General features: G+C 40.9%; 24 protein-coding genes, 3 tRNA genes and 1 riboswitch. Of the genes, 18 read left to right on the top strand and 9 right to left on the bottom strand.

The genetic code is table 11. The features are described 5' to 3' along the window. The first annotated feature begins 225 nt into the window (after positions 1 to 225). Positions 226 to 2,634: a protein translocase subunit SecF gene (gene secF, locus ACYQ0H_RS03610; RefSeq protein WP_459811475.1), complete on the top strand. Its 2,409-nt coding sequence runs from the start codon at positions 226 to 228 to the stop codon at positions 2,632 to 2,634. Positions 2,635 to 2,734: 100 nt separating this feature from the next. On the opposite strand, the gene ACYQ0H_RS03605 is transcribed toward secF, so the two are convergent. The 4 genes from ACYQ0H_RS03605 to ACYQ0H_RS03590 are packed head-to-tail and all read right to left on the bottom strand — an operon-like array spanning position 2,735 to position 7,050. Continuing rightward, positions 2,735 to 4,252, bottom strand: coding sequence for a sialate O-acetylesterase (locus ACYQ0H_RS03605; protein ID WP_459811474.1), 1,518 nt, complete (start codon positions 4,250 to 4,252; stop codon positions 2,735 to 2,737). A gap of 47 nt (positions 4,253 to 4,299) precedes the next feature. Beyond that, entirely contained in the window at positions 4,300 to 4,782 is a 483-nt protein-coding gene (locus tag ACYQ0H_RS03600; RefSeq protein WP_459811473.1) for a DUF4829 domain-containing protein, read from the bottom strand. 30 nt (positions 4,783 to 4,812) lie between these two features. Continuing rightward, entirely contained in the window at positions 4,813 to 5,403 is a 591-nt protein-coding gene (locus tag ACYQ0H_RS03595; RefSeq protein ID WP_459811472.1) for a DUF4829 domain-containing protein, read from the bottom strand. A gap of 30 nt (positions 5,404 to 5,433) precedes the next feature. Next, positions 5,434 to 7,050 (bottom strand): ABC-F family ATP-binding cassette domain-containing protein, encoded by a 1,617-nt coding sequence (locus ACYQ0H_RS03590; RefSeq protein ID WP_459811471.1) that lies wholly within the window; start codon positions 7,048 to 7,050, stop codon positions 5,434 to 5,436. A gap of 369 nt (positions 7,051 to 7,419) precedes the next feature. Between ACYQ0H_RS03590 and ACYQ0H_RS03585 the strand changes: the two genes are divergently transcribed. From ACYQ0H_RS03585 to ACYQ0H_RS03515, 15 genes are all read left to right on the top strand, one after another. Continuing rightward, positions 7,420 to 8,313 carry a DUF5685 family protein gene (locus ACYQ0H_RS03585; protein WP_459811470.1) on the top strand — a complete coding sequence of 298 codons (894 nt, stop codon included), beginning with the start codon at positions 7,420 to 7,422 and terminating at the stop codon, positions 8,311 to 8,313. A 130-nt stretch (positions 8,314 to 8,443) separates the two neighbouring features. Then, positions 8,444 to 9,052: a J domain-containing protein gene (locus tag ACYQ0H_RS03580; protein ID WP_459811469.1), complete on the top strand. Its 609-nt coding sequence runs from the start codon at positions 8,444 to 8,446 to the stop codon at positions 9,050 to 9,052. A 12-nt stretch (positions 9,053 to 9,064) separates the two neighbouring features. Then, on the top strand, positions 9,065 to 9,607 hold the full coding sequence (locus ACYQ0H_RS03575) for a hypothetical protein (protein ID WP_459811468.1): 543 nt from the start codon (positions 9,065 to 9,067) through the stop codon (positions 9,605 to 9,607). 27 nt (positions 9,608 to 9,634) lie between these two features. Continuing rightward, positions 9,635 to 10,390, top strand: a complete 756-nt coding sequence (locus ACYQ0H_RS03570) for a TVP38/TMEM64 family protein (protein ID WP_459811467.1) — start codon at positions 9,635 to 9,637, stop codon at positions 10,388 to 10,390. A gap of 146 nt (positions 10,391 to 10,536) precedes the next feature. Beyond that, a tRNA-Gly gene (locus ACYQ0H_RS03565) sits at positions 10,537 to 10,610 on the top strand. 40 nt (positions 10,611 to 10,650) lie between these two features. After that, a tRNA-Arg gene (locus ACYQ0H_RS03560) sits at positions 10,651 to 10,727 on the top strand. A 58-nt stretch (positions 10,728 to 10,785) separates the two neighbouring features. Continuing rightward, a tRNA-His gene (locus ACYQ0H_RS03555) sits at positions 10,786 to 10,862 on the top strand. A 699-nt stretch (positions 10,863 to 11,561) separates the two neighbouring features. Continuing rightward, the gene (locus tag ACYQ0H_RS03550; protein ID WP_459811466.1) at positions 11,562 to 12,005 is read left to right on the top strand and encodes an Rrf2 family transcriptional regulator; all 444 of its coding nucleotides are present in this window, start codon (positions 11,562 to 11,564) and stop codon (positions 12,003 to 12,005) included. Positions 12,006 to 12,269: 264 nt separating this feature from the next. Next, positions 12,270 to 13,043, top strand: coding sequence for a nuclear transport factor 2 family protein (locus ACYQ0H_RS03545; protein ID WP_459811465.1), 774 nt, complete (start codon positions 12,270 to 12,272; stop codon positions 13,041 to 13,043). An 8-nt stretch (positions 13,044 to 13,051) separates the two neighbouring features. Next, positions 13,052 to 13,170: riboswitch (FMN riboswitch) on the top strand. A gap of 48 nt (positions 13,171 to 13,218) precedes the next feature. After that, positions 13,219 to 13,848 (top strand): ECF transporter S component, encoded by a 630-nt coding sequence (locus ACYQ0H_RS03540; RefSeq protein WP_459811584.1) that lies wholly within the window; start codon positions 13,219 to 13,221, stop codon positions 13,846 to 13,848. Between the two features lies 1 nt (position 13,849). Beyond that, on the top strand, positions 13,850 to 14,455 hold the full coding sequence (locus ACYQ0H_RS03535) for a 4Fe-4S binding protein (protein WP_459811464.1): 606 nt from the start codon (positions 13,850 to 13,852) through the stop codon (positions 14,453 to 14,455). A 5-nt stretch (positions 14,456 to 14,460) separates the two neighbouring features. After that, entirely contained in the window at positions 14,461 to 15,234 is a 774-nt protein-coding gene (locus ACYQ0H_RS03530; protein WP_459811463.1) for a protein-ADP-ribose hydrolase, read from the top strand. Beyond that, positions 15,185 to 16,054 carry an SIR2 family NAD-dependent protein deacylase gene (locus ACYQ0H_RS03525; RefSeq protein WP_459811462.1) on the top strand — a complete coding sequence of 290 codons (870 nt, stop codon included), beginning with the start codon at positions 15,185 to 15,187 and terminating at the stop codon, positions 16,052 to 16,054. The genes ACYQ0H_RS03530 and ACYQ0H_RS03525 overlap by 50 nt, the downstream gene beginning before the upstream one ends. A 396-nt stretch (positions 16,055 to 16,450) precedes the next feature. Continuing rightward, positions 16,451 to 16,903, top strand: a complete 453-nt coding sequence (locus tag ACYQ0H_RS03520) for a MarR family winged helix-turn-helix transcriptional regulator (RefSeq protein ID WP_459811461.1) — start codon at positions 16,451 to 16,453, stop codon at positions 16,901 to 16,903. A 3-nt stretch (positions 16,904 to 16,906) separates the two neighbouring features. Continuing rightward, on the top strand, positions 16,907 to 17,533 hold the full coding sequence (locus tag ACYQ0H_RS03515; RefSeq protein WP_459811460.1) for a nitroreductase family protein: 627 nt from the start codon (positions 16,907 to 16,909) through the stop codon (positions 17,531 to 17,533). A 342-nt stretch (positions 17,534 to 17,875) separates the two neighbouring features. Here ACYQ0H_RS03515 and ACYQ0H_RS03510 read toward each other — a convergent pair whose 3' ends face one another. The 3 genes from ACYQ0H_RS03510 to greA all read right to left on the bottom strand — a co-directional run bounded on the left by ACYQ0H_RS03510 (position 17,876) and on the right by greA (position 20,298). After that, a complete protein-coding gene (locus tag ACYQ0H_RS03510) occupies positions 17,876 to 18,052 on the bottom strand; it encodes a hypothetical protein (protein WP_459811459.1) in 177 nt (58 codons plus the stop codon). Between the two features lie 181 nt (positions 18,053 to 18,233). Further along, the gene (lysS, locus tag ACYQ0H_RS03505) at positions 18,234 to 19,805 is read right to left on the bottom strand and encodes a lysine--tRNA ligase (RefSeq protein WP_459811458.1); all 1,572 of its coding nucleotides are present in this window, start codon (positions 19,803 to 19,805) and stop codon (positions 18,234 to 18,236) included. Between the two features lie 25 nt (positions 19,806 to 19,830). Beyond that, positions 19,831 to 20,298 carry a transcription elongation factor GreA gene (greA, locus tag ACYQ0H_RS03500; RefSeq protein ID WP_459811457.1) on the bottom strand — a complete coding sequence of 156 codons (468 nt, stop codon included), beginning with the start codon at positions 20,296 to 20,298 and terminating at the stop codon, positions 19,831 to 19,833. Between the two features lie 261 nt (positions 20,299 to 20,559). On the opposite strand from greA, the gene ACYQ0H_RS03495 reads away from it, so the two are divergent. Then, the gene (locus ACYQ0H_RS03495; protein ID WP_459811456.1) at positions 20,560 to 21,108 is read left to right on the top strand and encodes a biotin transporter BioY; all 549 of its coding nucleotides are present in this window, start codon (positions 20,560 to 20,562) and stop codon (positions 21,106 to 21,108) included. After that, positions 21,089 to 21,460 carry a DUF1284 domain-containing protein gene (locus ACYQ0H_RS03490; RefSeq protein WP_459811455.1) on the top strand — a complete coding sequence of 124 codons (372 nt, stop codon included), beginning with the start codon at positions 21,089 to 21,091 and terminating at the stop codon, positions 21,458 to 21,460. Before ACYQ0H_RS03495 ends, ACYQ0H_RS03490 begins: the two co-directional genes overlap by 20 nt. 83 nt (positions 21,461 to 21,543) lie before the next feature. Here ACYQ0H_RS03490 and ACYQ0H_RS03485 read toward each other — a convergent pair whose 3' ends face one another. Next, positions 21,544 to 23,301 carry an ABC transporter ATP-binding protein gene (locus ACYQ0H_RS03485; protein ID WP_459811454.1) on the bottom strand — a complete coding sequence of 586 codons (1,758 nt, stop codon included), beginning with the start codon at positions 23,299 to 23,301 and terminating at the stop codon, positions 21,544 to 21,546. Beyond that, positions 23,294 to 25,033 (bottom strand): ABC transporter ATP-binding protein, encoded by a 1,740-nt coding sequence (locus tag ACYQ0H_RS03480; protein ID WP_459811453.1) that lies wholly within the window; start codon positions 25,031 to 25,033, stop codon positions 23,294 to 23,296. Before ACYQ0H_RS03480 ends, ACYQ0H_RS03485 begins: the two co-directional genes overlap by 8 nt. Positions 25,034 to 25,105: the final 72 nt, after the last annotated feature.

Below are 25,105 nucleotides of genomic sequence, written 5' to 3'. Positions count from 1 at the left end.
ATTTGTGCAATTCAACAGTATTATAGTTTCCTGAATCTATAAAAGTATAAGGGCTGTAGTGCAATTTTATGGTATACAAGAAATTTATTGAAAATTGTGCGCTTTGCTGTCTTCATTTTTTTCAATATCTATTGACTTTTGCATAAAAAAGCACTATAATTATAAAGTGAATGTGCGTGCGGAATTGACAAAATACGCATAGAATAAATTTTAGGAGGAACAATCGTGCGACGAGTTAAAAAACCCGTGTTTTTTATAGTTCTTATTTGTATTCTGGGTTTAGGCTATCTTACGTTTGCCGGAATTCATACTCAGTACGGCGATATAAAAACGACCTACATAAAGGGCGCGGACGAAATACGCTGGGGTATTGATATTCAGGGCGGCGTTAATGCGACCTTTCAGCCTGCGGACGGATACAATGCTACGGACGATGAGATGGACGCGGCAAAGGCTGTTATAGAACAGCGTCTTATAAGTCTTAATATTACAGACAGCGAGGTTTATGTTGATTACTCCAAGGACAGAGTAATGGTTTCATTCCCGTGGCAGGCCGGAGAAGAGAATTTTGATCCGGAGGCTGCGGTATCAGAGCTGGGTGAAACTGCTGTACTTACTTTCAGAAAGGGAACTAATGCCGACGGAGAAGAGGTTCTTACGGGAACAGACGTCAAAAAGGCTGAGGCTCAGCAGTATAAGGACGAAAAGACAGGCGGCGTAAAATTCGGAGTCGGACTTACGCTCAACAGCGAGGGTGCAAAGAAATTTGCCGACGCTACAGCTGAGCTTGCAGGCAAGGGACAGATCTCGATCTGGATGGACGATAAAAGCATATCAGCTCCTAATGTTGAAAGCGCAATAACCGACGGCAAGGCGCAGATCACCGGTAACTTTACTTATGATACTGCAAAGGCGCTAGCAGACAAGATCAACGCAGGCTCTCTGCCGTTCAAGCTTACTACCTCAAGTACGAATATAATTTCTGCAACCTTGGGAGAGGGAGCGAGAAACGCAATGCTTATTGCAGGAGTTATCGCTTTTATTATCATTGCAATTTATATGATAGTTATTTATAGGCTTCCGGGATTCGTTGCTTCAATTGCTCTGATAGGACAGGTTGTAGGCTCTATAGCATGTATATCAGGTTTCTTCGGAAATATCGAAAGCTTTACACTAACTATTCCTGGTATTGCCGGTATAATTCTTGCAGTAGGAATGGGCGTTGACGCCAACGTTATAACGGCAGAGCGTATAAAGGAAGAGCTGCGCAACGGAAAGACCCTTAACGGTGCGATCGAAATGGGTTATAAGCGTGCATGGAGCGCAGTATTTGACGGAAATATCACAGTAGTGTTTGTAGCTGTAATTCTAATGGGTGCGTTCGGGCCTACGGACAGTGTATTCGGCACTATACTAAAGCCTATATTCTTTATGTTCGGAGCGGCTACTGCCGGAACGATCTATTCTCTCGGATATACTCTTTTGGTAGGTATTATTCTTAACTTTGTATTCGGAATTTTCTGTTCAAGGCTGATGCTTTCTTCGCTCTCAAAATTCAAATGCTTCAAGAACCGCAGATTTTACGGAGTTCCGGATACTGAAGAGAAGCTTGCTGAACTTAAGGAAAAGAAAAATAAATCACTTAACGTTACTTCTCACCGCAAGATATTTTATACTGTTTCATGCAGTCTTATTGCAGTATTTATAATTATTACAGCTGTTATCGGTCTTAACGTAGCTATTGAATTCAAGGGCGGAACGATAATAACCTATACATATACAGGCGATATAGATACCAATGAGGTTTCAACGCTTGTAAGCGATACTATAGGCGAAAGCGCTGTAGTTACGAAGGGAGAAAATTTCTCCAGCAACGATACTACTATCAAGATCTCCCTTTCCTCAAAGAAGGGTATAAGCAATGAAAATCAGGAAAAGCTTAAAACCGCTATGGAAAGCAGATTTGCGGACAATAATATAGATCTGCTTGAATCCAATGATATTGCCGCCTCAAACGGTACGGAATTTTTCTTCAAGTGTCTGGTTGCCTGTGCCTTTGCAGCTATAGTAACTATTATTTATATAGGCTTCAGATTTAAAAAGATAGGCGGACTTTCAGCCGGCTGCTTTGCGGTATTGGCGCTTATACATGATATGTGTATGGTTTACGGCTGTTTTGTAATTTTCAGATTTGATATAAACGCAAACTTTATGGCGGTTCTGCTTACGATACTGGGTTATTCGATAAACGCAACTATTATCGTTTACGACCGTATCCGTGAAAACCGCAGACTGCTCGGAAAGAAAATGCCTCTGAACGAGCTTGTAAACCTGTCGATAACTCAGACTATGGGACGTTCTGTACATACTACAGTAACTACGGTTCTGGCTATGGCAACAGTATGTGTTGTTTGTCTGATATGCAATATTACGTCAATAATAAGCTTTGCATTTCCGCTTATAATCGGTATGCTTGCAGGAGTTTATTCCTCAAACTGTATTGCTCCTACCCTCTGGGTAATGTGGCAGGATCATGTGGAGAAGAAGAATAAAAACAAGACTCCGGTCCCTTCTAAAAAGTCGAGAGCCAAGAAGCAGAAAACCGAAAGACCAAATAACGGAGCGGTCGTATAATAGAGATAAAAAAGCTCTGATCTTATTTAAATAAGGTCAGAGTTTTTTATGTATAAAAATAACCGGGCAGCCGTTTTTGCAATGGCTGCCCGGTTTGTGATCAGACGTCGTTTCTATGAGTTCTGAATGGCGCAAGAGGTATCCCGGTTTCGTTATATATGTTAACTTCGCCGTAATTTACCCAGCAATATCTTGCATAGACGGGAGCAGAAACTTTTTCACTGCTGATAAATATTGTATTTCCGGTTATTTCGGCTTTAGCAGGGTAAAATTTTTTGTCCTCTCCGGCTATCTCAAAGCCGATTGGTTCTTCATCCTTGACATTAAAGCCGTTTTCTGCATACTCAAAGCTGAGCTTAATTCCGCCGTTTATATATTCATAAGAACTGTATATCGGCCCGAACGCTTTGACGTTCATGCCGTAAGCAAGCTTTTGAGCCTGTAGACACAGCCGTTCTCCTACGGGGAGCTTATCTGTAGGATGAATATTGTCAAGCTCTCCGCAGTCTGTAATAACAGCGATACCTGTGTTCTTTACAGTCTGAAACGCTCTCATCTGAGCCTCTCTTATAAGACACCAGTGTTTATAGTCTGGATCGTTTTTATATTTAAACATAGGAAGCTGAACAATAATAAACGGCAGCTTTTCGTCGTTCCAGATATTTCTCCAAAGAGATATAAGACTTGTAAGCAGAGTATAGTATGTATTCGGCTTGTGATCGTCCGATTCTCCCTGATAATACAGAAAACCTCTGAGCGTATAAGGGCAAACTCTTGAAAGCATAGTTTCAAAAAGTCCGGCAGGGCGGTAAGGATTGACGCAGTTTATAGGTCCTGGCCACTTGTTTTCTCCGCAAAGCTCCTGAACTTTATCCCAGCTTGCGTCGGGTTCTTTTTTATATACCTCCTGCGATTTTTCATTCCACGCCTTATCGTAATCGAGGTAATCAGCGTATTCCTTTTCCTGCTCCTGTACCGATTTTCCCTCTATTGCTTTATCATACTCTTCAAGGTATGAATTAAGCTCTTTGTTTATATCAAGAGTTTTTCTGTCTACCCAGGCTGACCCTGATGTTCCTCCCCAGTTGCAGCCGATAAGCCCTACTGTTACTCCAAGCTCCTTTGCAAGCTTTCTTGCGAAGAAAAATCCAACTGCGCTCCATGCCTTTGAGCCTTCGTGGTCACACATTCCCCAACAGGAGTCTCTTTCGGCTTCTTCGGCGGCTTTTACCGTTCCGACTTTATTAGTATAGTAAAATCGTACAGGCATATCGTTAGTAAGTTCAGCTAAAACAGCTTTTCCGTTTTTTGCATTTTGAAGCTCAAGCTCCATATTTGACTGTCCCCCGCAGAGCCAAACCTCTCCTATCATAACGTTGCGGAAGATAACGGATTCTTCACTGTCAGTACGGCATACAATATGCAGCTCATACGGTCCGCCTGCCGGCATCGGAGGAAGAATCAGCGACCATTTACCGTCATTTGCAGTACATTCGGCTTTTTTACCGTTAAGCTCTGCGGTTACAGCAGCTCCGCTGTCAGCCTCGCCCCAGACGGAAATATTTTTTTCTCGCTGTAAAACCATATTATCAGAAAATACAGCAGCAGTCTTAAACATATAAATCAGAACCTTTCGGATATTATTAACTGTATAAATAAGTGTTTTTATTTATGCTCCCAACTTATTATCTTCCACGGCGAATTTTCTTCTTCCTTTACAAGATAAAAGTACCAGCCTGTATTCTCCTTTGAAAAACGGTCGTCGGCAAAGCCCGGTGTGCTTTTATATGTAAATGAAGCTGAAACGATCGCGTTATCGTAATAGCTGTCGTAATTTTTAGCCTTTTCGTCCAGAAGAATACTTTCGGTGCATTCTATTGTACAGAAAAAGTACAGGGACGGCAGAAAGTTTTTTGTTTCCGCCGTATTGAATTTGCTTTCAGCAAAGGTAAGCTGACTCATGCCTACGTTATTTCCGTCGTTCCAATATTCAAAATATTGTCTGACTGTATTTGAAGCGGAAAGGTTTTCAGGAACGGAGGTTTTCTCATACTGCCTGTTCTTATAATAGCAGAACAGAACCGCCGAGCCTGCAAGCAGAGCGATCATAATAAAGATTATCATAATTATTTTTATTGCTTTTTTCATATTGACCCCTTTTTTACTGAATAAAAGTGATTACCATCCTGTGAAAATTGCTCCGACGCGCCACGGACTGTCTTTGGTTTCTCTGCAAACCATTATAAAGGTGAAGTTATCTCCTGATACTTTGCCTTGTACGCCCTCGTCTATTGTTTTACTGTAATGTACATTGAAAACCTGCTGCTCATAATAATTATAATCTGTTTTATTGTTCAGAGTTTCATTAACTGCTTCTATTTTGGTGATTTTAATATTGTCCAGCAGATTTTCTGCGGAATAGCATTCATGCCACTTCAGTTGTTCCCGCTTATCGCTGCCGACAAGCGCACCGTCCTTTTCTATGAATTCTTCGGCACATAGATCGGTTTTGATAAGATTAAGTCCTTTAAGATTGCCGCTGTCCCAGTAATCAAAGTATTTCTCTACAGTTTCCTGCGCCGAAAGACCGTCGGGTACTTTGGTTTTGCTGTAGATTACGTTAAGTCCGATCCAAGAAACCGCATACAGCAGAATCAAAGCCGTAATTAAAATGGCAGCTATACGGATCTTCTTTTTTCTTTTCAGACGCTTATTATTATCCGTTACAGAAGGTGTGTCCAAATTAATATTTTCAGATAATTTTGTCATATTATTAGCCTTCTTTCTAATGACTGCGGATCATTCTATATATGATCTCATTCCCTTTTCACGCCTGAACTCCAGATATTCATCGTAGGTTCCGATTCTGTCGATACAGCCGTCGGGGGTGATCTCGATTATCCTGTTTGCAACCGTCTGCATAATTTCATGGTCATGAGAAGCAAATATAACTACTCCCTTAAAATCACTAAGACCGTTATTTACAGCGGTAATGCTTTCAAGGTCAAGATGGTTTGTAGGCCTGTCAAGCAGCAGTACGTTTGAACCGAACAGCATCATTCTTGAGAACATACATCTTACCTTTTCGCCTCCGGACAGAACATTTACCTTTTTGTATATGTCATCGCCTGAGAACAGCATTTTTCCTAAAAAGCCTCTTAGGAAGGTGTCGGTTTCCTCGGTAGTGGAATACTGTCTTATCCAATCTACTATTGTCATATCGCAGCCGTTAAAAAATTCGCTGTTGTCTTTCGGAAAATAAGAGCGGGAGGTAGTAGAACCCCATTTAAAGCTGCCCTCGTCAGGTTGTTCCTCTTCCATAAGAATTTTAAATAGCATAGTGATAGCCTGCTCGGATTCACCGATAAAAGCAACCTTGTCTGTTCTGCCAAGCGTAAAGGAAACATTATTTAACAGCTTTTCACCGTCAACAGTCTTGGAAATTCCTTCTACTCTTAAAATTTCCTTGCCGGGTTCTCTGTCCATATTAAAGCCGATATAGGGGTATTTTCTTGACGAAGCAGGCATTTCTTCAACAGTAAGCTTATCAATAAGCTTTCGACGTGAGGTTGCCTGTTTTGATTTTGATTTGTTAGCGGAGAACCTTGCTATAAATTCCTGAAGTTCCTTGATCTTTTCCTCAGCTTTTTTATTCTGCTGTTTGATCATTCTCTGCATAAGCTGTGAGGATTCATACCAGAATTCGTAGTTTCCAACGTACATTTTAATTTTTGTATAATCTATATCTACTATGTGAGTGCAGACATTGTTAAGAAAATGTCTGTCATGAGATACGACAAGAACAGTTCCGAAATATTCTGCAAGAAAATCCTCAAGCCAGCGTATAGCGTCAATATCCAGATGGTTGGTAGGCTCGTCCAGAAGTATAATATCCGGATTTCCGAAAAGCGCCTGCGCAAGCAGGACCTTTACCTTTTCATTTCCGGAAAGCGAGGACATCTGTGAATACATTATATCCTCTGAAAGTCCAAGACCCTGAATAAGCTTTGAAGCGTCAGACTCTGCTTCCCAACCGTTAAGTTCGGCAAATTCGCTTTCAAGCTGTCCCGCTTTGTCGCCGTCCTCTTCTGAAAAGTCCTCCTTTGCATATAAAGCGTCTTTTTCCTGCATTATATCGTAAAGACGTCTGTTGCCCATAATTACCGTATCCAGTACATTATATTCGTCAAAAGCGAAATGATCCTGTCTGAGTACAGACATTCTTGTTCCCTTATCAATTGAAACATCACCTGTAGTCGGTTCTATTTCACCGCAGAGGATCTTGAGGAATGTGGATTTTCCTGCTCCGTTTGCTCCGATAATTCCATAGCAGTTGCCCGCTGTAAACTTCAAGTCAACGTCTTTGAAAAGCATTTGTCCTCCGAAAGACAGGCTGACGTTTGAAACTGTAATCATTTAATACTCTCCTTATTTTAAGCTGTAATATCTAACACTTAATTATATCATGTACAGAAGTAAAAGTCCAGTGATTTTTAATTAAATAACAGTGTTTGTTCAATATAAAAAAATATCCGTCCTCAGCGTATCATTTTATAGCTCAGCCGTAAGGAAATAGGCTTTTTCTTTAGACAGTTAGGACTGAGTTTAATATAATGAATTATGTTAATTATTATATTGACTTTTTATTATGCGGATAGTATAATAAATAATGGATATATCACGTTATTCAGAGCTGCGGGATAATGAGGAATATGTTTTGTTTTTGCCGAATTATCACAGCCTTTACACAATAGCAGGGTATAATTATTATTTAAGGAGAATTTGATGTTTGGATATGTCAGAGCCTTCAAGCCGTATATGAGAGTATGTGAATTTGACACCTATCAGGGAGTTTACTGCGGACTCTGCAAAAAAATGGGCAGGGAGTTCGGACTTGCTTCCAGATTTACTCTCAGCTATGACTTTACATTTCTGGCTTTGATGGATATGTCGCTGAACGGTAAAAGACTGACAGCCGATAAGCAGAGGTGTATCGCTCATCCGCTTAAAAAAAGAGTATGCGCCGTATGCAGTTCCGGTTTTGAATATCCTGCGTATGCAGCGGTAATACTTGTATACCATAAGCTAAGAGATGACTTAGCCGACAGGGGATTGAAAGGAAAGCTTACTGCGGCGGCAGCTTTGCCGTTTTTCAGGCGCTCATATAAAAAAGCGAGGATTAAATATCCTCAGCTTGCCGATACTATTGAAGAGCTTATGAAGCTTCAGAGTAAGACCGAGGCTGAAAAAACTCAGAGTATAGACAAGGCCTGTGAGCCTACGGCAGGAATGATGGAGGCAATTGCGGGCAGTCTTTCCGATAATGAGGAGATGCAGCCTGCACTGAAACGGTTCGGGTATCTGTTGGGAAGATATATTTATATCTGTGACGCCCTTGACGACGTTAAGGACGACTGTAAAAACGGCGGCTATAATCCTCTGCTTTATTTAATCGGGGATTCAGAGGGCAAGGCGTTGTCGGACAGTGATTATAGGTCTATGTGCGAATATGCTGAGGACAGCGTGAATTTTACTCTGGGTGAGCTTGCCGAAGCATATGTAAAGCTGGATATTCAAATGTATAAGCCGATTATTGACAATATTATTTATCTCGGCCTGAAAAATGTGTTTGAACAGATCCGTGACGGAACCTTCAGAAAAAAACCAAATCATAACTAAGATAATTAAAATAAGATAAATTAATAATAAAGGCTTGGATCGCTAGTGTCAAGCCGTGAGCTTTGCCTGACAGACTCCGTTTCGGTTTGCTGTAAAAGGAATAAGGCTCGGAAAGGAAAGGTCATTAAAAATGAAAGACCCCTATAAGGTACTGGGAGTATCGCCCAGCGCTACAGATGACGAGGTAAAGTCAGCGTACAAGGAGCTAGTCAAGAAATATCATCCCGATCAGTATCAGGACAGTCCTATAGCCGACGTTGCAGAAGAAAAAATGAGTGAGGTCAATGCGGCATACGACCAGATAATGGCGGAACGCAGAAGCGGAGGATATTCATCAGGTTCTTCCTATGAAGGAGGATACGGGGCGGTCAATTATCAAGAGATACGGCGAATGATCCAGACGGGAGATATAACCCGTGCGGACGGGCTGCTTGATACAGTGCCTCAGCCTCAGAGGGGCGCAGAATGGTATTTCCTAAAGGGAAGCGTATGCTATACAAGAGGCTGGCTCAACGATGCGTATATAAATTTTCAAACGGCTTCTCAGATGCAGCCGGGAAATCCTGAATATCAGGCTGCGGTAAATCAGATGAATCAGCAGAGAGGCGGATTTATGAGAGGTAATCCTAATGTCGGTTATCAGAATCAGCCGGCAGGCTCGATGGACTGCTGTACTTCACTTTGCTGTGCCGACTGCTGCTGTGAAATGATGGGCGGAGATCTTATACCGTGCTGCTGATCGGAGGAGCATATGAGAAATAAACTGGCGTTTAAGGTATCTCTCGGAGGGATCGTTACGGCGGTATGCCTGTTTTCAATGTTCTGTACAGGTTTTCTTCCTATGCTTGATTATACTATTCCTACCTTCGCAGGCTTTCTTATGGTTATAATGATAGTTGAAACCAGCACAAAGTGGGCTGTAACTACGTATGCCGCAGTAAGCTTTCTGTGTCTGCTTATAACTCCGAACTATCAGGCTTCGCTGTTGTTTATTCTTTTTATGGGATATTATCCAATATTAAAATTTTATCTGGACAGAATAAAAAGCAGGGCTGCTTCGTGGACTGTGAAATACATAGTGTTCAATGCGGCGGCGTCGGCTTTTTATCTGCTGTTTCAGTTTGTTTTTGCCGGAGCCGATATGCTTGAGGGCATGGAAATGTTCGGAAAATACGCTATTATGGTTATGTGGTTGGCAGCTAACGCTTTTTTCTTTATTTATGACAGGCTTTTAGGTCAGCTGATCGACATATATGTAAACTGGTTCAGAAAAAAGATACTCAGAAGAAAATAGAATTTTCAAAAGAGAGAGCTGAATAATATGAAAGAAAAGGACAGCAAAACAAAAGAATACAGGCAGCAGGATAAGGAACGAAAGAGAAATACCGCCAAGCACCGTAAGAGAGTACAGATAATCAGTCTGATAGTTTTCTTTGCGGCTATGGCCGGCGCTACCTATCTTATGTGGCCTTTTATAAGTAGTCTGCGTACTGACGAGGGAATGGAAAGCGTAAAGGAAACCCTCAGCAGATACGGCGGACCGGTATCTGTTTTGATATTTACGGCAATACAGGCGCTGCAGGTAATTATAGCTATTGTCCCGCCGATCCAAATAGTCGGAGGATTGCTGTTCGGCTGGTTTTTCGGGGCTATTCTTTCCTTTGCGGGAGTTGTGCTGGGAAGTCTTGTGATCTTTCTTCTTGTAAAGAAAATAGGAACGCCGATCGTCGAAGCTTTTGTAGATGAAAAGCAGCTGAAAAAGTTTAAATTCCTTCAGGATGAAAGGAAGCTTACAGGTATTCTTATTGTACTGTATCTTATACCCGGAATACCTAAGGACGTATTGACTTATATAGTTCCCCTTACTAAAGTAAGCACAAAGGACTTTTTTATGTATGTAATGCCGTGCAGGCTTCCGGCAATTATAATGTCAACTGTTCTTGGCAGCAATGTCGGAAGCGGAAACTTTAAAATCGCTATTGGAATAGTTGCGGCGTTTATGGTAATAGGAATTATAGGTTTATTTTTTAAAGACACTATTTTAAACAAAATTAAGCAACATAAAAAGCAAAAGTAGGCGGTTATTCACAAAATTGACCGCCTTACGATTTTTTTATTGTTTTTTTGAAAAAAGGTATTGACAAGTTGGTTTTATTGTGGTATAATTAATTTCGTTGATTGAGAGATAATTTGAATGTAGCTTTGCTCGGCAAGTTAACATATGCGGGTGTAGTTCAGTGGTAGAACTCCAGCCTTCCAAGCTGGTCATGTGGGTTCGATTCCCATCACCCGCTCCAATATGCACCTTATGGTGCAATTTTTATGTATATCCTATGTGCGCCTTTAGCTCAGCTGGATAGAGCAACTGCCTTCTAAGCAGTAGGCCACTGGTTCGAGTCCAGTAAGGCGCGCCAATATTTTTAAGCACGGACGGCTGATTGCCGCCGAATCGTGCTTTTTTATTAGCTTATGGTGGGTATAGCGTAGTTGGTTAACGCGTCAGTTTGTGGCACTGAAGACCGTGGGTTCGAATCCCACTATCCACCCCATACAGCCTTAATACAATGTTATCAGGCATTAAAAAAGCGCATACTTTATGCGCTTTTTTAATGCCTGAATTGTTTTAGTTATAATCAAAAAGAGTATCAGTAATGTGCGGCTGATACTCTTTTGCTTTAATATATGATTTTGCTGTAAAGGTTATTTGTCAGAAATAGTCTTCATTGTTGGGAGAAAATCGGACATCTTGATTAATTCTCCTGTAAACTATATAATGTTATTTTTCTGGATTTTTAAATTTATAATTCGGTTCAACTTGAGTTGCATTTGCACCAGGTATGTGTATGATTTTTGTCTTATCATATTGAAATGTTATCATGTAAGAGTCGATAAACACCAAAAAATGGAAAAGTACAGTTGAAAATTTAAATAGGAATTCCTGAAACTGACCGATGAAATCGCAGTAAAAAAGGCTACAAGTCAGTTAGGTTTACAATATAACATACTTGCAGATTAAAGAAAAAATCGCAAGTTGGCAACAATATTGCCCGGCCCTGCTTCATGCCCGACACCTGAATGGAATTACTAAGGCTACCACCGGAATACAATAAAAAGAAAACCTGCTCTCTTTTTATTGCCCTGCCATCAGTTTAAATTCGTAAGGCATAAAAAGAGATTTGTTGTAACTCTTGATTTTACAACAAGGATATGCTATACTGTATTTAAAATAAAAATTCGGAGGTTTCATAATGCAAATTTCAAGCAGATTTACTATAGCAATTCATATATTTGCGTGTATAGATACATTTAAGGATAGTTACAAACTGACAAGCGATTTCCTGGCAGGTAGTATAAATGTAAATCCCGTTGTTGTCAGAAGGTTATTACAACAGCTAAAAGCAGCAGGACTTATTACTGTAGCAAGAGGAAGCGGCGGAGCTGCTATCGCAAAGCCGCTTGAAGAAATAACATTTCTTGATGTATATAACGCAGTAGAGTGCGTGGATAATGGTGAGTTATTCCACTTTCACGAAAATCCTAATGCCATGTGTCCTGTTGGCAGAAATATTCATAATGTACTTGATGAAAAACTTTATTGCGTTCAAAAAGCAATGGAAGCTGAAATGGATAATATCACTCTTGCCAAGGTTGCAGAAGATGTGCAGGAAATTATAGCAAAAGAAAATAATTAACTTTTAAAGCCGTGTTTTCAGACTTGAGAACACGTTTTTTTATAACCTTTTGGGGATGTTGAGAAAAATTCAATATAATTATGTTGTACCTATTGACATTACAACAAATTCGTGTTATAATGCTGTTGTAACAATAAACGTTACAACAAATTCATAAGGTTTCATAACGGCGAAGACTGTAAACCTTCTTCGCTAATAACGACAGTATGGCAGATAAAAGCCTGCTTTTGAAAATAAAAGTTCAAGAATTTGGAGGTAATTGCAATGAAAAACATCCATAAGGCACTCGAACTCATTAATACTTTTGCTGCCGGTGATACTGAAAAGGCTGCCAGCCTGCTTGCGGAGGGATATATTCAGCATAATCTCGCATACGGCACAGGTCGTGACGCTTTTGTAGGCTCGGTTGCTTACCTTGCGTCTGCTCCCGTAAAGACAACAGTAAATAACGTTCGTTCTTTTGAGGATGGAGATAAGGTGTTCCTACAGACCATATACAACTTTGCAGGTGCAGGTGATCAGGTTGCATTTGATATCTTCCGCTTTGACAATGATGGTAAGATTGCTGAGCATTGGGATAACCTTGCTGCTCTTGCTGAGCCAAACCCTTCCGGTCATACACAGACGGATGGCACAACGGAGATTAAAGACCTTGACAAAACAGAGGATAACCGCAAGCTGGTTGAAAACTTCCTCTATGATGTTATGCAGGGTAACAATCTCGAAAAAACACCGGATTACTTTGATGGTGATACCTATATTCAACATAACACCGCAATTGCCGACGGTGTGTCCGGCTTAAATGAAGCATTAGGCGCTCTTGCTGAGGCAGGAATTGAAATGATTTATGATAAAGTACACATGGTACTTGCACAGGGTAATTATGTTCTCGCAGTAAGTGAAGGTACTTACGGCGGCGCTCAAACAGCATATTATGACTTGTGGCGTGTTGAAAACGGTAAAATTGCTGAGCATTGGGATGTCATGGAAACGATTGCTGAAGAATCAACTTGGCAGAATCAGAATGGTAAATTCTAAACCATGAATCTAATCTTTGAGGCAAGGCGAAATTTCTAATCGGAAGTAAAGTCTGCGAACCGCTTGTGCGGCTGATACGGTGCGAATCCGTGATCGACGGCTATAGTCCGGATGGAAGAAGATATGACGGGAAAGCCTCGCCATAAATCACGGCGGGGCTGTTCTAATCTAATTCATATCTCGCAGGAGGAATCTGAACGCAGAAACAAACACAAAAAAGCGTGCGCTGAATGTAAGAGCGGTTGTAATAACAGCTATACTTTCCGCAATTTCCTTTATCTTTGCATTTGCTGAAATACCAGTTCCGCTGTCACCATCATTCGCACGATTTGGCTTATCAGATTTTCCGGCTTTGATCGGTGCATTTGCTTTCGGCCCATTATCGGGACTGATAATTGAACTTGCTAAAAACGCTTTGCAGCTTCTTTCTACCATTACCGCCGGTGTCGGAGAGCTTGCGAACCTTTTAATTGGCGGCACCTATGTGTTTTCAGCAGGACTTATCTATTGCCGCAATAAAACGAAAACAAACACTTGGATTGCCTGTATTGTATCAAGCATGATTATGGGAATAATAGCCGCAGCAGTAAACTATTTTATTCTGTTTCCTGCATTTGAGCAGTTTATGCCGTTGGACCAGCTTATTGCTTCTTTCGGTGCGATTATCCCGTTTATTCATACAAAATTGGATGTAGTGCTTTACAATGCTTTTCCTTTTAACCTCCTGATAAAAGGGTTAGCGATCGGAGCATTTACAATGCTGATATATAAAAAGGTAACGCCGATTCTGAAAGGAGGGCAATAAAATGAACACGGATTACTATTTGAAAATGCTCGTGGAGGACTTTCACTCTACTACTGTTGCCACTATTGGTGCAGACGGACACCCTCAAACCCGTGTCATTAATATGATGTTATGGGACCCGGATGGTGTTTATTTCCTTACTGCCAAAGGCAAAGCGTTTTATACACAACTGATAGAACAACAGTATATTGCCCTGTCGGCAACGAAAAGCAAGGCGGCAATTTCTTTGCGGGGGCAGATCAGGAATATCGGCTCGGAAAGGCTCGATGAAATTTTTGATAAGAACACATATATGCAGAGTATCTATCCGGGTGATACACGGACGGCCTTGGAGGTTTTTCAAATCTATGAAGCACAGGGCGAGTATTTTGATATATCCGATCCGGTACATATCATCAGAGAAAGCTTTGTAATTGGAAAGACAAAAGCCGCACAAGGCGGATATGCCATCGGAAAGAACTGTGTAGGCTGCGGCTCCTGCTATGAAACCTGTCCGCAGAAGTGTATTGATTTAAGCTGCATACCGGCTCAAATCGACCAAAACCATTGCCTGCACTGTGGGCGGTGTATAGAAATCTGTCCTGTCAAAGCAATAGAAAAGAGATGAAGCCTATGACGCAAGCTGAAAAAAGAATCTATTTAATACGCTCTTTGCTAAATGAACAGCCGCAGTACCGTAATTTGGAGATTCCACAGAATGAGCAGGAGCAAAAGAGTCTGCTCAGGGCATTATTCAATATTCGTATGCCGAGGGAAACAAACGAGGAGTTTTTGCGTATTCAGGATGAATACTTGCAAACTGAAGCAGCGGCGAAGGGCATTACCGATTATAAAACACTTGATCCGATTAAATCCGGTATTTATCTATGGCGAGGCGATATTACAACGCTGAAATGCGGCGCGATCGTAAACGCAGCAAACAGTCAAATGCTTGGCTGTTTTTGTCCGAACCATGGCTGCGTAGACAATGCGATTCATACCTTTGCCGGAGTACAGCTTCGGGCAGCTTGTGCGGAAATTATGGTTCGGCAACAACATAATGAAGAAACTGGCAAAGCGAAAATCACGCCGGCGTTTAATCTGCCGAGTGACTATGTGATACACACAGTCGGCCCGATTATATATAGCAGACTTACAAAGAAAAATATAGAACTGCTTGCAGACTGTTATCGTTCTTGTTTGGAACTCGCAGAACAGAATGGTATAAAAAGTATTGCTTTCTGCTGCATTTCTACGGGAGAGTTTCATTTTCCGAATGATAGAGCAGCAGAAATAGCGATTAACACAGCACGGGAGTACAAGCAAAGAACCCACAGCGAGATTGAGGTGATATTCAATGTTTTTAAGGAACTCGATTACAACATCTACCAGAAGTTACTCGGATAATATAAAAAGGCTGAAAAATGAACTCGAAGCCGCTGATGCTGTAGTAATCGGCGCAGGCTCGGGATTATCAGCAGCGGCAGGCTTCACCTATTCAGGGGAACGCTTTGAGCAGTATTTTTCTGACTTCCGCAAGAAGTATGGGATTACAGATATGTATTCCGGTGGTTTTTATCCCTATCAATACCTTGAAGAATACTGGGCATGGTGGTCAAGGCATATTTTTTACAATCGCTATGTGAATACACCGAACGATACCTACTCCCGATTGTTTGAATTGATGAATGATAAGGATTATTTTGTTCTGACTACGAATGTAGACCATTGTTTTCAAAAAGCGGGTTTTGATAAAAAACGCCTGTTTTATACACAGGGTGATTACGGTCTGCTACAATGCTCGAAAGGCTGTCATCAAAAGACATATGATAACGAAGAAATTGTCCGTCAGATGATAGCAAAGCAGACTGATATGAAAGTTCCGAGCGAACTTATACCGAGATGCCCCGTCTGCGGTGAGCCTATGACAATTAATCTGCGCTGCGATAATACCTTTGTGCAGGATGAGGGTTGGTATGAAGCAGCTAACAGGTACGAGGACTTTATTCTCAGACATAAGAATTTGCGGGTTTTGTTCTTAGAGCTTGGAGTTGGTTTTAACACTCCGGTTATTATAAAGTATCCGTTTTGGCAAATGACTGCAAAAAATCCGCAGGCCACCTATGCGTGTATAAATAAAGAAGGATCATTATGCCCCTGTGAAATTGAAAAGCAGTCAATTTGTATTGATGAAGATATACAAAAAATTCTTAAATGTATTTCATAATTTTATTGTCGCTGAAAATTTGATTTTTTGCGGGAACGGTATTAGTTGCAGAGTATTAAGATAAAGAATCGGATTTGCTTTTCTTTCCCGATATTGAAATTTATTCTTTGATAAGAAAAGTAAAAGTTGGTCAGCAGGAAATTGTGTTAACAACAAAAGAGTATAGCTAGAAAACGTCCATGAAGCAGGTAATATATAAGCGGCAGTCTGAAAAAGGCTGCCGCTATTTATTATAATAAAATTATACTCTACCTTTACGGTGGGATTGATATATAAATTTTATATCATGACTGTAAGATTTCTTAAACTTGCTTGACAAAGGCAAGGAAACATAGTATAATATTAGTCAATCAATTGACTAATATCTGCTTTTGATATATTAGTGAGGTGAAGTAAATGACCAAAGAGGATAGAAGGAATGCCTTTCTCTATTGCAAATTTAGGGATGAGCAATTTGCGCTGTATGATGAATATGCCAAGAACAATGGTATTTTAATGAATACATTTCTGGTATTAAATGTTTTGTTTTATGCAAAAGACGGAATAACGCAGAAGGAAATTTGTCAGCGAACCTTTCAGTCTAAACAGACAGTCAATCTGATTATACGAAATCTTTTAAACGAAGCGTATGTAACTGTTGAGGAGCGCAAAGAAAATAAGAGGGAGAAATTAGTAAGGATAACCAAAGCAGGAAAAGCTTACTGTGAAAAAGTTGTCCGTCACATCACATGGGCAGAAGATACGGCAATGTCTATGTTTACACAGGAGGAGCAAAAACAGCTAATTGATCTTTCTCGGACATTTACAAAAAATTTGACTGAGCTTATCAATCAGGAAACGGAGGTTTGAATTATGGAATTTTATGAAGCAATCAGCAAAAGAAAAACTACGAGAGAGTTTTTAGAAAAAGAAGTCGGTTTTGAGATCATTAAAAGAATTTTGGAAGCAGGAAACAAAGCCCCCACTTGGGATCATAACCGCAATTGGAAGTTTATTGTTTTAAGAACCGATGAAGAAAAAGAATATGCCTTTTCCGAAGCCAAGGTGATTGCGGATAAATTCGATGCCGACAGATATTTGAATATGCCCAGACCTTATCCGATCACATTGGGGCAAAAAATGTACGGTTATGCTATGCCCAAACAATATACCATGCTGAAGGAAGCGACGTATGTCATCATTCCCGTATTCAGATGTAAGGAATTGAACGGCGAATATGTTTCAAAATTAAATCCCTTTGCAACTATTTGGTGTGTGATAGAAAATATCTTTTTAGCAGGGGCGGCAGAAGGTCTATCCTGCTCAATGCGTATACCGCTGAATAAAGAACACGATGCAGTTAAGAAAAAACTGAAAGTGCCGCCGACTTATATGATACCTGTATTTATCGGTATTGGTTACGCCAATCCTGAAGAACCGCAATTAGAGCAATATACTCCCGACATAGATAAGCAAATACGCTTTGGAAGATGGAAATGATTATAAAAAAAATTGTAGCAAAAAGGTTTCGGCAGAAAGCAAAGCTATGGTGGAAGAATTGAAAAGAGTGGATTGTCCTGATTTTTCACTCGTTGTAATCAGCAATTTGCAGTGAGATCATGATATGTCCCCGTGGAAATTTGAATAGGATTTCCATTTTTCAAACCTGACCGCACAGGCGGTTTGCTTATACCTACAGGAAAGTGTCCGGCTCATTCACTCTTAATGTATAATGTGTACTGCATATTGTATATTAGCTGATAGGGTTTGTCAAGGGAAGGATTGCAAAAAGTTTGCCGGAAAAAGAAAAGCGGGGTGGCTTACCGCTGCCCCGCAACCTTTTTACTTAACCGTTTTACTTAGTTTTTCTGCCGTAACCATCGTGCCGGTTAAGCCTGCGCCTGCCGCAAGCATAACCGGCAGCCACATATTGCTGTTGTCGCCGGTTTCCGGGGAGGTAGGCTTATCAATCGGCTTCTTTTCTATCGAAGCAATAGCGTCGTTAATCGCTTTTGTCATAGCATCCACCTTGGATTGTTCTGTGATTTTATTGATTTTTATATTCTAAAATAAACGCCCCGTTTCATAAAAACAAGGGCGTTTTTATTATATAGCCAAGTTCTTTGATTTCTTAAAATGGGTAAATCGTGGGTAAAACCGATTGTTCCTACTCCGAATCCCCTTTATTTAACGGGATTTTTTAGTTTAGGGTCTTCATTGTCGGGAACAGCAGAACATCTCTTATAGCAGGCGAATTTGTCAGAAGCATAACAAGCCTGTCTATTCCATATCCGATTCCGCCTGTAGGAGGCATACCGATTTCAAGCGCTCTGAGGAAGTCCTCATCAATGCGGTTTGCTTCGTCGTCGCCCTGCTTGAGCAGCTCCTCCTGAGCTATAAATCTTTCACGCTGGTCAACAGGGTCGTTAAGCTCGGAATAAGCGTTGCACATCTCTCTGCCAGTGATGAACAGCTCAAATCTTTCAACATATTCCGGATCGTCCGGCTTTTTCTTTGTAAGAGGAGAAATCTCTATCGGGTGATCCATTATAAATGTAGGCTGAATAAGATGCTCCTCAACATATTCCTCAAAGAATAAATTAAGAATATCGCCCTTTTTATGCCTTGCTTCATATTCGATATGACGCTCGTCGGCAAGCTTTTTGGCTTCTTCTTCAGTTTTTACCTCAGAGAAGTCAACACCGGAATATTTCTTTACGGCTTCGATCATAGTCATTCTTTCAAACGGTTTGCCCAGATCAATCATAACATCACCGTATGGAATCGTCGTTGTTCCGCAAACCTCCGTTGCAACGTGCCTGAACATATTCTCTGTCAGATCCATCATTCCGTAATAATCGGTGTAAGCCTGATAAAGCTCCATAAGAGTAAATTCAGGATTATGACGTGCGTCTACACCCTCGTTTCTGAAAACTCTGCCGATTTCATAAACTCTTTCAAGTCCTCCTACAATGAGCCTTTTAAGGTAAAGCTCAAGGGAAATTCTCAGCTTGACGTCTTCGTCAAGGGCATTGTAGTGTGTTTCAAAGGGTCTTGCGGCAGCTCCGCCGGCATTTGATACCAGCATAGGAGTTTCAACCTCTATAAATCCCTGTGAATCCAGGTATCTTCTTATCGACGAAATTATCTGAGAGCGCTTTATGAAAGTATCCTTAACCTCAGGATTGCAGATAAGATCGGTATATCTCTGACGGTATCTTGTATCCTGGTCTTTAAGTCCATGCCATTTTTCCGGAAGCGGAAGCAGTGATTTTGAAAGCATTGTTATTTTCAGGGCATGAACAGAGATCTCTCCTCTTCTTGTTCTGAAAACAAAACCCTCAACTCCAACAATATCTCCAATATCCCATTTTTTAAATTCCGCAAACTCTTCTTTTCCTATATCGTTCATACGAACGTAAACCTGCATTCTGTCGGTTTTGTCACGGATATCTATGAAATTCGCTTTTCCCATATCGCGCCATGACATTATTCTTCCGGCTATGCTTACGGTTTTTCTGCCTGTTTCAAGCAGTTCTTTAAGCTTCTCTTCATCGTCGCCGGCCTGTTCCTTGCAGGTTGCTTCAAAAGCCTCATATTCGGCTTTTGCGTCTGCGTTATGAGCGGTAACATTATATTTAGTTATTTCAAAGGGATTATTTCCGGCGGCTTTAAGCTCTTCCAGCTTGTCCATGCGTATTTTTTTCAGTACGTTTATATCCTCCGCTGAAATTTCTTCATCGGGGGAATTGCTTTTTATTTCTTCACTCATTGGCTGATCTTCCTTTCGGGCAGATTTACTTTGAGATCTCGAGGACCTCAAATTTAATTACTCCAACAGGAGCTTCGACTTCAAAGACATCTCCGACCTTTTTGTTTATTGCGGCTTTTCCTATAGGAGATTCATCGGAGATCTTATTATTTTCAGGATCGGATTCCGTAGAGCCGACGATCTGCAGGGTTTCAACCTCGTCCAGTTCAATGTCGCGTATTTTTATTATTGAGCCTACGCCAACTTCTGTAATCGAAATATCATCATCATCAACTACGACAGCGTTTGCAAGAATATTTTCAAGCTCGGCGATCCTGGCTTCAAGGATTCCCTGTTCGTTTTTAGCCTCGTCATACTCTGCATTTTCCGAAAGATCTCCGAAAGAACGTGCTTCTTTAAGCTTTTCCGCAACCTCGCTTCTGCGGACTGTAACAAGATGCTCAAGATCCTGTTCAAGCTTAGCATATCCTGCCTTAGAAATTGTATTTGCCATAATATAAACTCTCCTGTTCATAAAAATTTCTGTACTATCAAATTAATATTATACCTTATTTATTCCGTGTTGTCAAGTCAAAAAAGTAAGCACGGCGCGGAAATCAACGCTAAGATTCAAATTGAATATATTTGATTTGTTATATGTTCGTGATTTTATTTCGATCAGTAATTTCATTAATATTGTCAACTAATAATAAAATATAGGTTGACAAGTGCGGCGGTTTATGATATAATTGTCAACTGAAAGGACGTGTTTAAGTTGACAAACAAAAACAAGATAAAGAATCTGACCTACTGCGGACTGTTTATAGCATTGATAACAATATGCTCATGGATAGCCGTCCCTACTGTTGTTCCGTTTACGCTACAGACTTTCGGAATATTTGCGGCTGTCGGAATACTCGGAGGTAAGCTCGGAACAGCGGCGGTTACAGGATACGTTTTGCTTGGAGCGGTAGGAGTGCCCGTATTTTCCGGCTTTTCAGGAGGAATGGGCGTTATTTCAGGAACTACCGGAGGATATATAGTCGGTTTTATTTTTACCGCCCTTATTATGTGGCTAATGGAAAGGCTGCTGGGAAGAAGTATTCCTGTTTTTATTGTTTCCATGATAGTCGGTCTTGCAGTTTGCTATGCTTTCGGTACAGCGTGGTATATGATAGTATATACGCAAAATACCGGTGCGGTAGGTCTTGGAACGGTTATCGGCTGGTGTGTAACTCCTTTTCTGATTCCTGACGCAGTAAAAATAGTCTGTGCCGCAATAGTTACAGAAAGGGTAAGAAAATATGCAGGAATTAAAGCTTAGGCCTCATCATGCTTTGTGCGTACGCTTTTTTGAAGGAAAGGGCTACAGCGAAGATTTTACAAAGAATATGTATTCCGTAATAGAAAAGCTGAACAATGATCCTGTAATAAAAATAGTTTTCGGATATGATGATCTGTGTAATGAATGTCCTGATCTGTTTTCCGGAAGCTGTAAGGAAAAGGCAGAGAAATACGATATAAAAACAGCGTTTTACTGCGGTTTTCATAATGGTGAAGAAATTAAGTCCAGTTTATTTTTTAAAAAAGCCTATGATCAGATAGTATCAAAAGGGAAGCTTAACGAGGTCTGCGAAGACTGCTGCTGGATAGATATATGCTCCAGAAAGCTTTGATACAATAAAATTGCATAATATTAAAGCCTGAACCCAGACTGCTTTGCCAGCAGTGTCGGTTCAGGCTTTTTAAATACATTTTTTTATACGCTGAACTGCGAATTATAAAGCTGAGCGTAAAAGCCGTTCTTATTCATAAGCTCGCTGTGCGTTCCCTGTTCGATAATATGGCCGGAATTCATAACAAGTATACAGTCGGCTTCCTTAATTGTAGACAGCCTATGAGCTATTATAAAGCTTGTGCGTCCCTTCATCATTTCATTAAAGGTCTGCTGTATCAGGATCTCAGTTCTTGTATCTATAGAAGAAGTAGCTTCGTCAAGAATAAGCATAGGCGGCAGCGCAAGCATAACCCTTGCAATACATAACAGCTGTTTCTGACCTTGAGAAAGCGAGCCGCCGTCCTCAGAAATAACTGTATCGTAACCGTCGGGCAGTCTTTTTATAAAACCGTGGCAGTGAGCAGACTTAGCGGCACGGGTAATCTCCTCAATAGAAGCGTCAGGCTTGCCGTATGCGATATTATCCCGTATTGTTCCGGTTTTCAGCCAGGTTTCCTGCAAGACCATACCGTACATTGAACGCATAGAATTTCTGGTGCACTGCTTTATCGGAATACTGCTGAGAATTATTTTTCCTCCCGTTACGTCGTAAAATCTCATAAGCAGGTTTATTAACGTTGTTTTCCCGCAGCCGGTAGGGCCGACAATAGCGATCTTCTGACCTGAGCTTACTGAAATATTAAAGTCTTCTATCAGCGGTATTTCGGGATTATAGGAAAAGCTTACATTTTCTGCCTTTAAAGTTCCGTCCACACTTTCAAGAACCTCTGCTTCCGGACTGTCGGGAGCTTCTGCCGGTTCGTTGATAACTTCAAAGACCCGTTTTGCCGAAGCGAAAGCGCTTTGAAGCTCGGTAACTACGCCGGAGATCTCATTGAACGGTTTAGTGTACTGGTTTGCATAGGTCAGGAAGCATGAAAGCTGACCTACAGAGAAACCTCCTCCTATCGCCGCAAATGCTCCGATAATACCTACGCTGGTATAAACAAGACCGTTTATAAAACGTGTAGACGGGTTTGTCAGAGAAGAAAAGAAGGTAGCCTTAACTCCGACCTGCTGAAGATTTTTATTAAGCACGTCAAATTTTTCTTCGGATTCTTTTTCATATGCAAAGGCTTTAACTACTTTCTGATTGCCGATCATTTCTTCTACAAGAGAAGTCATTTCGCCTCTGGCCTCCGACTGCTTTTGAAAAAGCCTGAAGGTGTTTTTAGCAATAAATCTTGCGACAAAAAGAGAAATAGGTGTGATTATTACTACTGCCAAAGTTATTTTTACATTGATGGAAAGCATAAAGAACAGCGTTCCGAAAATAGTTACAATTCCCGTAAAAAGCTGAGCAAACCCCATGATAAGCCCATCTGATATCTGTTCTACGTCAGTTACAAGACGGCTCATAATATCTCCGTGTGAATGACCGTCTATATATTTCAGAGGAAGCTGCTGAAGATTTTTAAAAGCGTCGTTTCTTATATCACGTACAGTATTGTAGGTTACTTTATTTGTGCATAGCGACATAAGCCATTGGGAAATTCCGGTTACCGTCACGACTGCTGCAAGTTTTATCAGTATCGGAATAAGCCCGTTAAAATCCACATTTCCCTCGTCAATTATCAGATCGATACCTCTGCCCATAAGGATAGGTGCGTAAAGCGTTGCCGCTACGGAGATCACTGCCAGTATCAAAGCAATTACAAGCAGCCATATATGAGGCCCGGCATAACTTATAAGCGGCTTGAAAATCGACTCCTTATCAGATACTGTTTTTTTCTTATCCATTTTCTGCGACCTCCTCTGCGGAAAGCTGTGAAAGACATATTTCCCTGTAAACGGCACAGTTATTTAAAAGCTGCGAATGTGTGCCTGTCCCTGCAATTTCACCGTCGTCAAGAACTATTATCTTGTCTGCATTTCTGATTGAAGAAATACGCTGTGAAACTATAAATACAGTCATATCCTGTGTTTTTTCGGCAATTGCTCTTCTGAGCTTTGCATCGGTCGAGAGATCCAAGGCAGAAGCGGAGTCGTCGAGTATCAGTATCTCAGGACTGCCGACCAGCGCTCTTGCTATAGTAAGACGCTGACGCTGACCTCCTGAAAGATTTTTTCCTTCCTGCATTATCATATGATCCAGTTTTTCCGGCTTGGCGTTTACAAATTCAAGCGCCTGTGCTATTTCAAGCGCTTTGTATATTTCTTCATCTGATGCGTTTTTGTCGCGCCACTGCATATTTTCTCTTATCGTGCCTTTAAACAATACTGCCCGCTGAGGAACTATACCTATCTTATGTCTGAGCTGTTCAAATGGGTATTTTCCCGTTTCATATCCGTCTATTAGAAGCTTTCCGCTGCGATACCTGTAAAACCCCGGCATGAGATTTACAAGAGTTGATTTTCCTGAGCCGGTTCCTCCTATAATTCCGACAGTTTCGCCTTTTTCTGCGGTAAAGGTTATATTTTTAAGTGCAGGCTCTTCCGAGTCGTTATAAGAAAAGGTAACGTTGTCAAATATGACCCTAGGACTGTTTTCATTTTCGTTAACAGTCTGATTGCCTTCGTCCGATACGGACGTTTTATACTGAAAGACCTCATTTATCCTTATAGACGAGGCCTGAGCCCTGGTTATCGACGTAACAAGAACCGCAACGGCAAGCAAAGCCAGAAGTATCTGATTCATATAGCTTGTAAGAGCGATAAGCTCTCCCTGTGTAATACCGCCGATATTGACGTCGATCCCTCCGAACCAGATTATAGCAATTATGGCTATATAGACAATAACGTAGGTGCAGGGATTCATAAGCGCGGAGATCTTACCTGCTTTAACCTGCAAACCGAAAAGCTCGTCGGCGTTTTTATGAAATTCATCTTCTTCGTTTTTCTGACGGGAAAACGCTCGTATAACTCTGACTCCCGAAAGGTTCTCATCTACCATAAGAGTAGTTTTATCAAGCTTTTTCTGTATGTTTTTAAACATAGGAACGGTTTTAGTCATTACAAGATAAATTATAAGTCCCAGGATCGGCGCCGCAATAAGGAAAATAAGCGTCAGTTTTACCGAAATAGTAAAAGCCATTATAATAGAGCCGATTACGATAAACGGCGATCTCAGGAAAAGTCTGAGGAGCATATTTACTCCTGTCTGAGCCTGATTGATATCTACAGTCATACGAGTTACCAGAGTAGAGCTTCCGAGCTTGTCTATTTCAGCATGAGACAGGGTGTTTATATGATGATACAGATCCCTCCTCAGCTCAGTTCCGAAACCCAGAGAAGCCTTGGCGGCAAAATACTGAGCGGTAAGAGAGCACAGCAGACCCAGTACGCCGAGAAAAACCAAAACCCCTCCCATGCTTATAATATAGTTTTTATCCGCCCGTGCAATTCCTACGTCTATTATTTTTGCCATAACCAAAGGCACAGCCAGCTCAAAGCAGGCCTCTATCAGCTTGAACAAAGGTCCGATAATGCTCTGAAGCTTATAGTTTTTCAGATATTTAAACAGCTTTAACAAAATAATTCTCCTTAAAATTTAATTACTTTATATAAAGCTAGTATACCATAAAATTATAGCTCATGGCAATAT

Source organism: Hominimerdicola intestinalis (genome assembly GCF_054655215.1).
This window is presented reverse-complemented; position numbering and strand designations above follow the sequence as displayed.

Coding starts and splice junctions, on each gene's coding strand:
- ACYQ0H_RS03605 (WP_459811474.1), bottom strand. CDS start 4,252: ATGTTTAAGACTGCTGCTGTATTTTCTGATAATATGGTTTTACAGCGA.
- ACYQ0H_RS03600 (WP_459811473.1), bottom strand. CDS start 4,782: ATGAAAAAAGCAATAAAAATAATTATGATAATCTTTATTATGATCGCT.
- ACYQ0H_RS03595 (WP_459811472.1), bottom strand. CDS start 5,403: ATGACAAAATTATCTGAAAATATTAATTTGGACACACCTTCTGTAACG.
- ACYQ0H_RS03590 (WP_459811471.1), bottom strand. CDS start 7,050: ATGATTACAGTTTCAAACGTCAGCCTGTCTTTCGGAGGACAAATGCTT.
- ACYQ0H_RS03585 (WP_459811470.1), top strand. CDS start 7,420: ATGTTTGGATATGTCAGAGCCTTCAAGCCGTATATGAGAGTATGTGAA.
- ACYQ0H_RS03580 (WP_459811469.1), top strand. CDS start 8,444: ATGAAAGACCCCTATAAGGTACTGGGAGTATCGCCCAGCGCTACAGAT.
- ACYQ0H_RS03575 (WP_459811468.1), top strand. CDS start 9,065: ATGAGAAATAAACTGGCGTTTAAGGTATCTCTCGGAGGGATCGTTACG.
- ACYQ0H_RS03570 (WP_459811467.1), top strand. CDS start 9,635: ATGAAAGAAAAGGACAGCAAAACAAAAGAATACAGGCAGCAGGATAAG.
- ACYQ0H_RS03550 (WP_459811466.1), top strand. CDS start 11,562: ATGCAAATTTCAAGCAGATTTACTATAGCAATTCATATATTTGCGTGT.
- ACYQ0H_RS03545 (WP_459811465.1), top strand. CDS start 12,270: ATGAAAAACATCCATAAGGCACTCGAACTCATTAATACTTTTGCTGCC.
- ACYQ0H_RS03535 (WP_459811464.1), top strand. CDS start 13,850: ATGAACACGGATTACTATTTGAAAATGCTCGTGGAGGACTTTCACTCT.
- ACYQ0H_RS03530 (WP_459811463.1), top strand. CDS start 14,461: ATGACGCAAGCTGAAAAAAGAATCTATTTAATACGCTCTTTGCTAAAT.
- ACYQ0H_RS03525 (WP_459811462.1), top strand. CDS start 15,185: ATGTTTTTAAGGAACTCGATTACAACATCTACCAGAAGTTACTCGGAT.
- ACYQ0H_RS03520 (WP_459811461.1), top strand. CDS start 16,451: ATGACCAAAGAGGATAGAAGGAATGCCTTTCTCTATTGCAAATTTAGG.
- ACYQ0H_RS03515 (WP_459811460.1), top strand. CDS start 16,907: ATGGAATTTTATGAAGCAATCAGCAAAAGAAAAACTACGAGAGAGTTT.
- ACYQ0H_RS03510 (WP_459811459.1), bottom strand. CDS start 18,052: ATGACAAAAGCGATTAACGACGCTATTGCTTCGATAGAAAAGAAGCCG.
- lysS (WP_459811458.1), bottom strand. CDS start 19,805: ATGAGTGAAGAAATAAAAAGCAATTCCCCCGATGAAGAAATTTCAGCG.
- greA (WP_459811457.1), bottom strand. CDS start 20,298: ATGGCAAATACAATTTCTAAGGCAGGATATGCTAAGCTTGAACAGGAT.
- ACYQ0H_RS03490 (WP_459811455.1), top strand. CDS start 21,089: ATGCAGGAATTAAAGCTTAGGCCTCATCATGCTTTGTGCGTACGCTTT.
- ACYQ0H_RS03485 (WP_459811454.1), bottom strand. CDS start 23,301: ATGGATAAGAAAAAAACAGTATCTGATAAGGAGTCGATTTTCAAGCCG.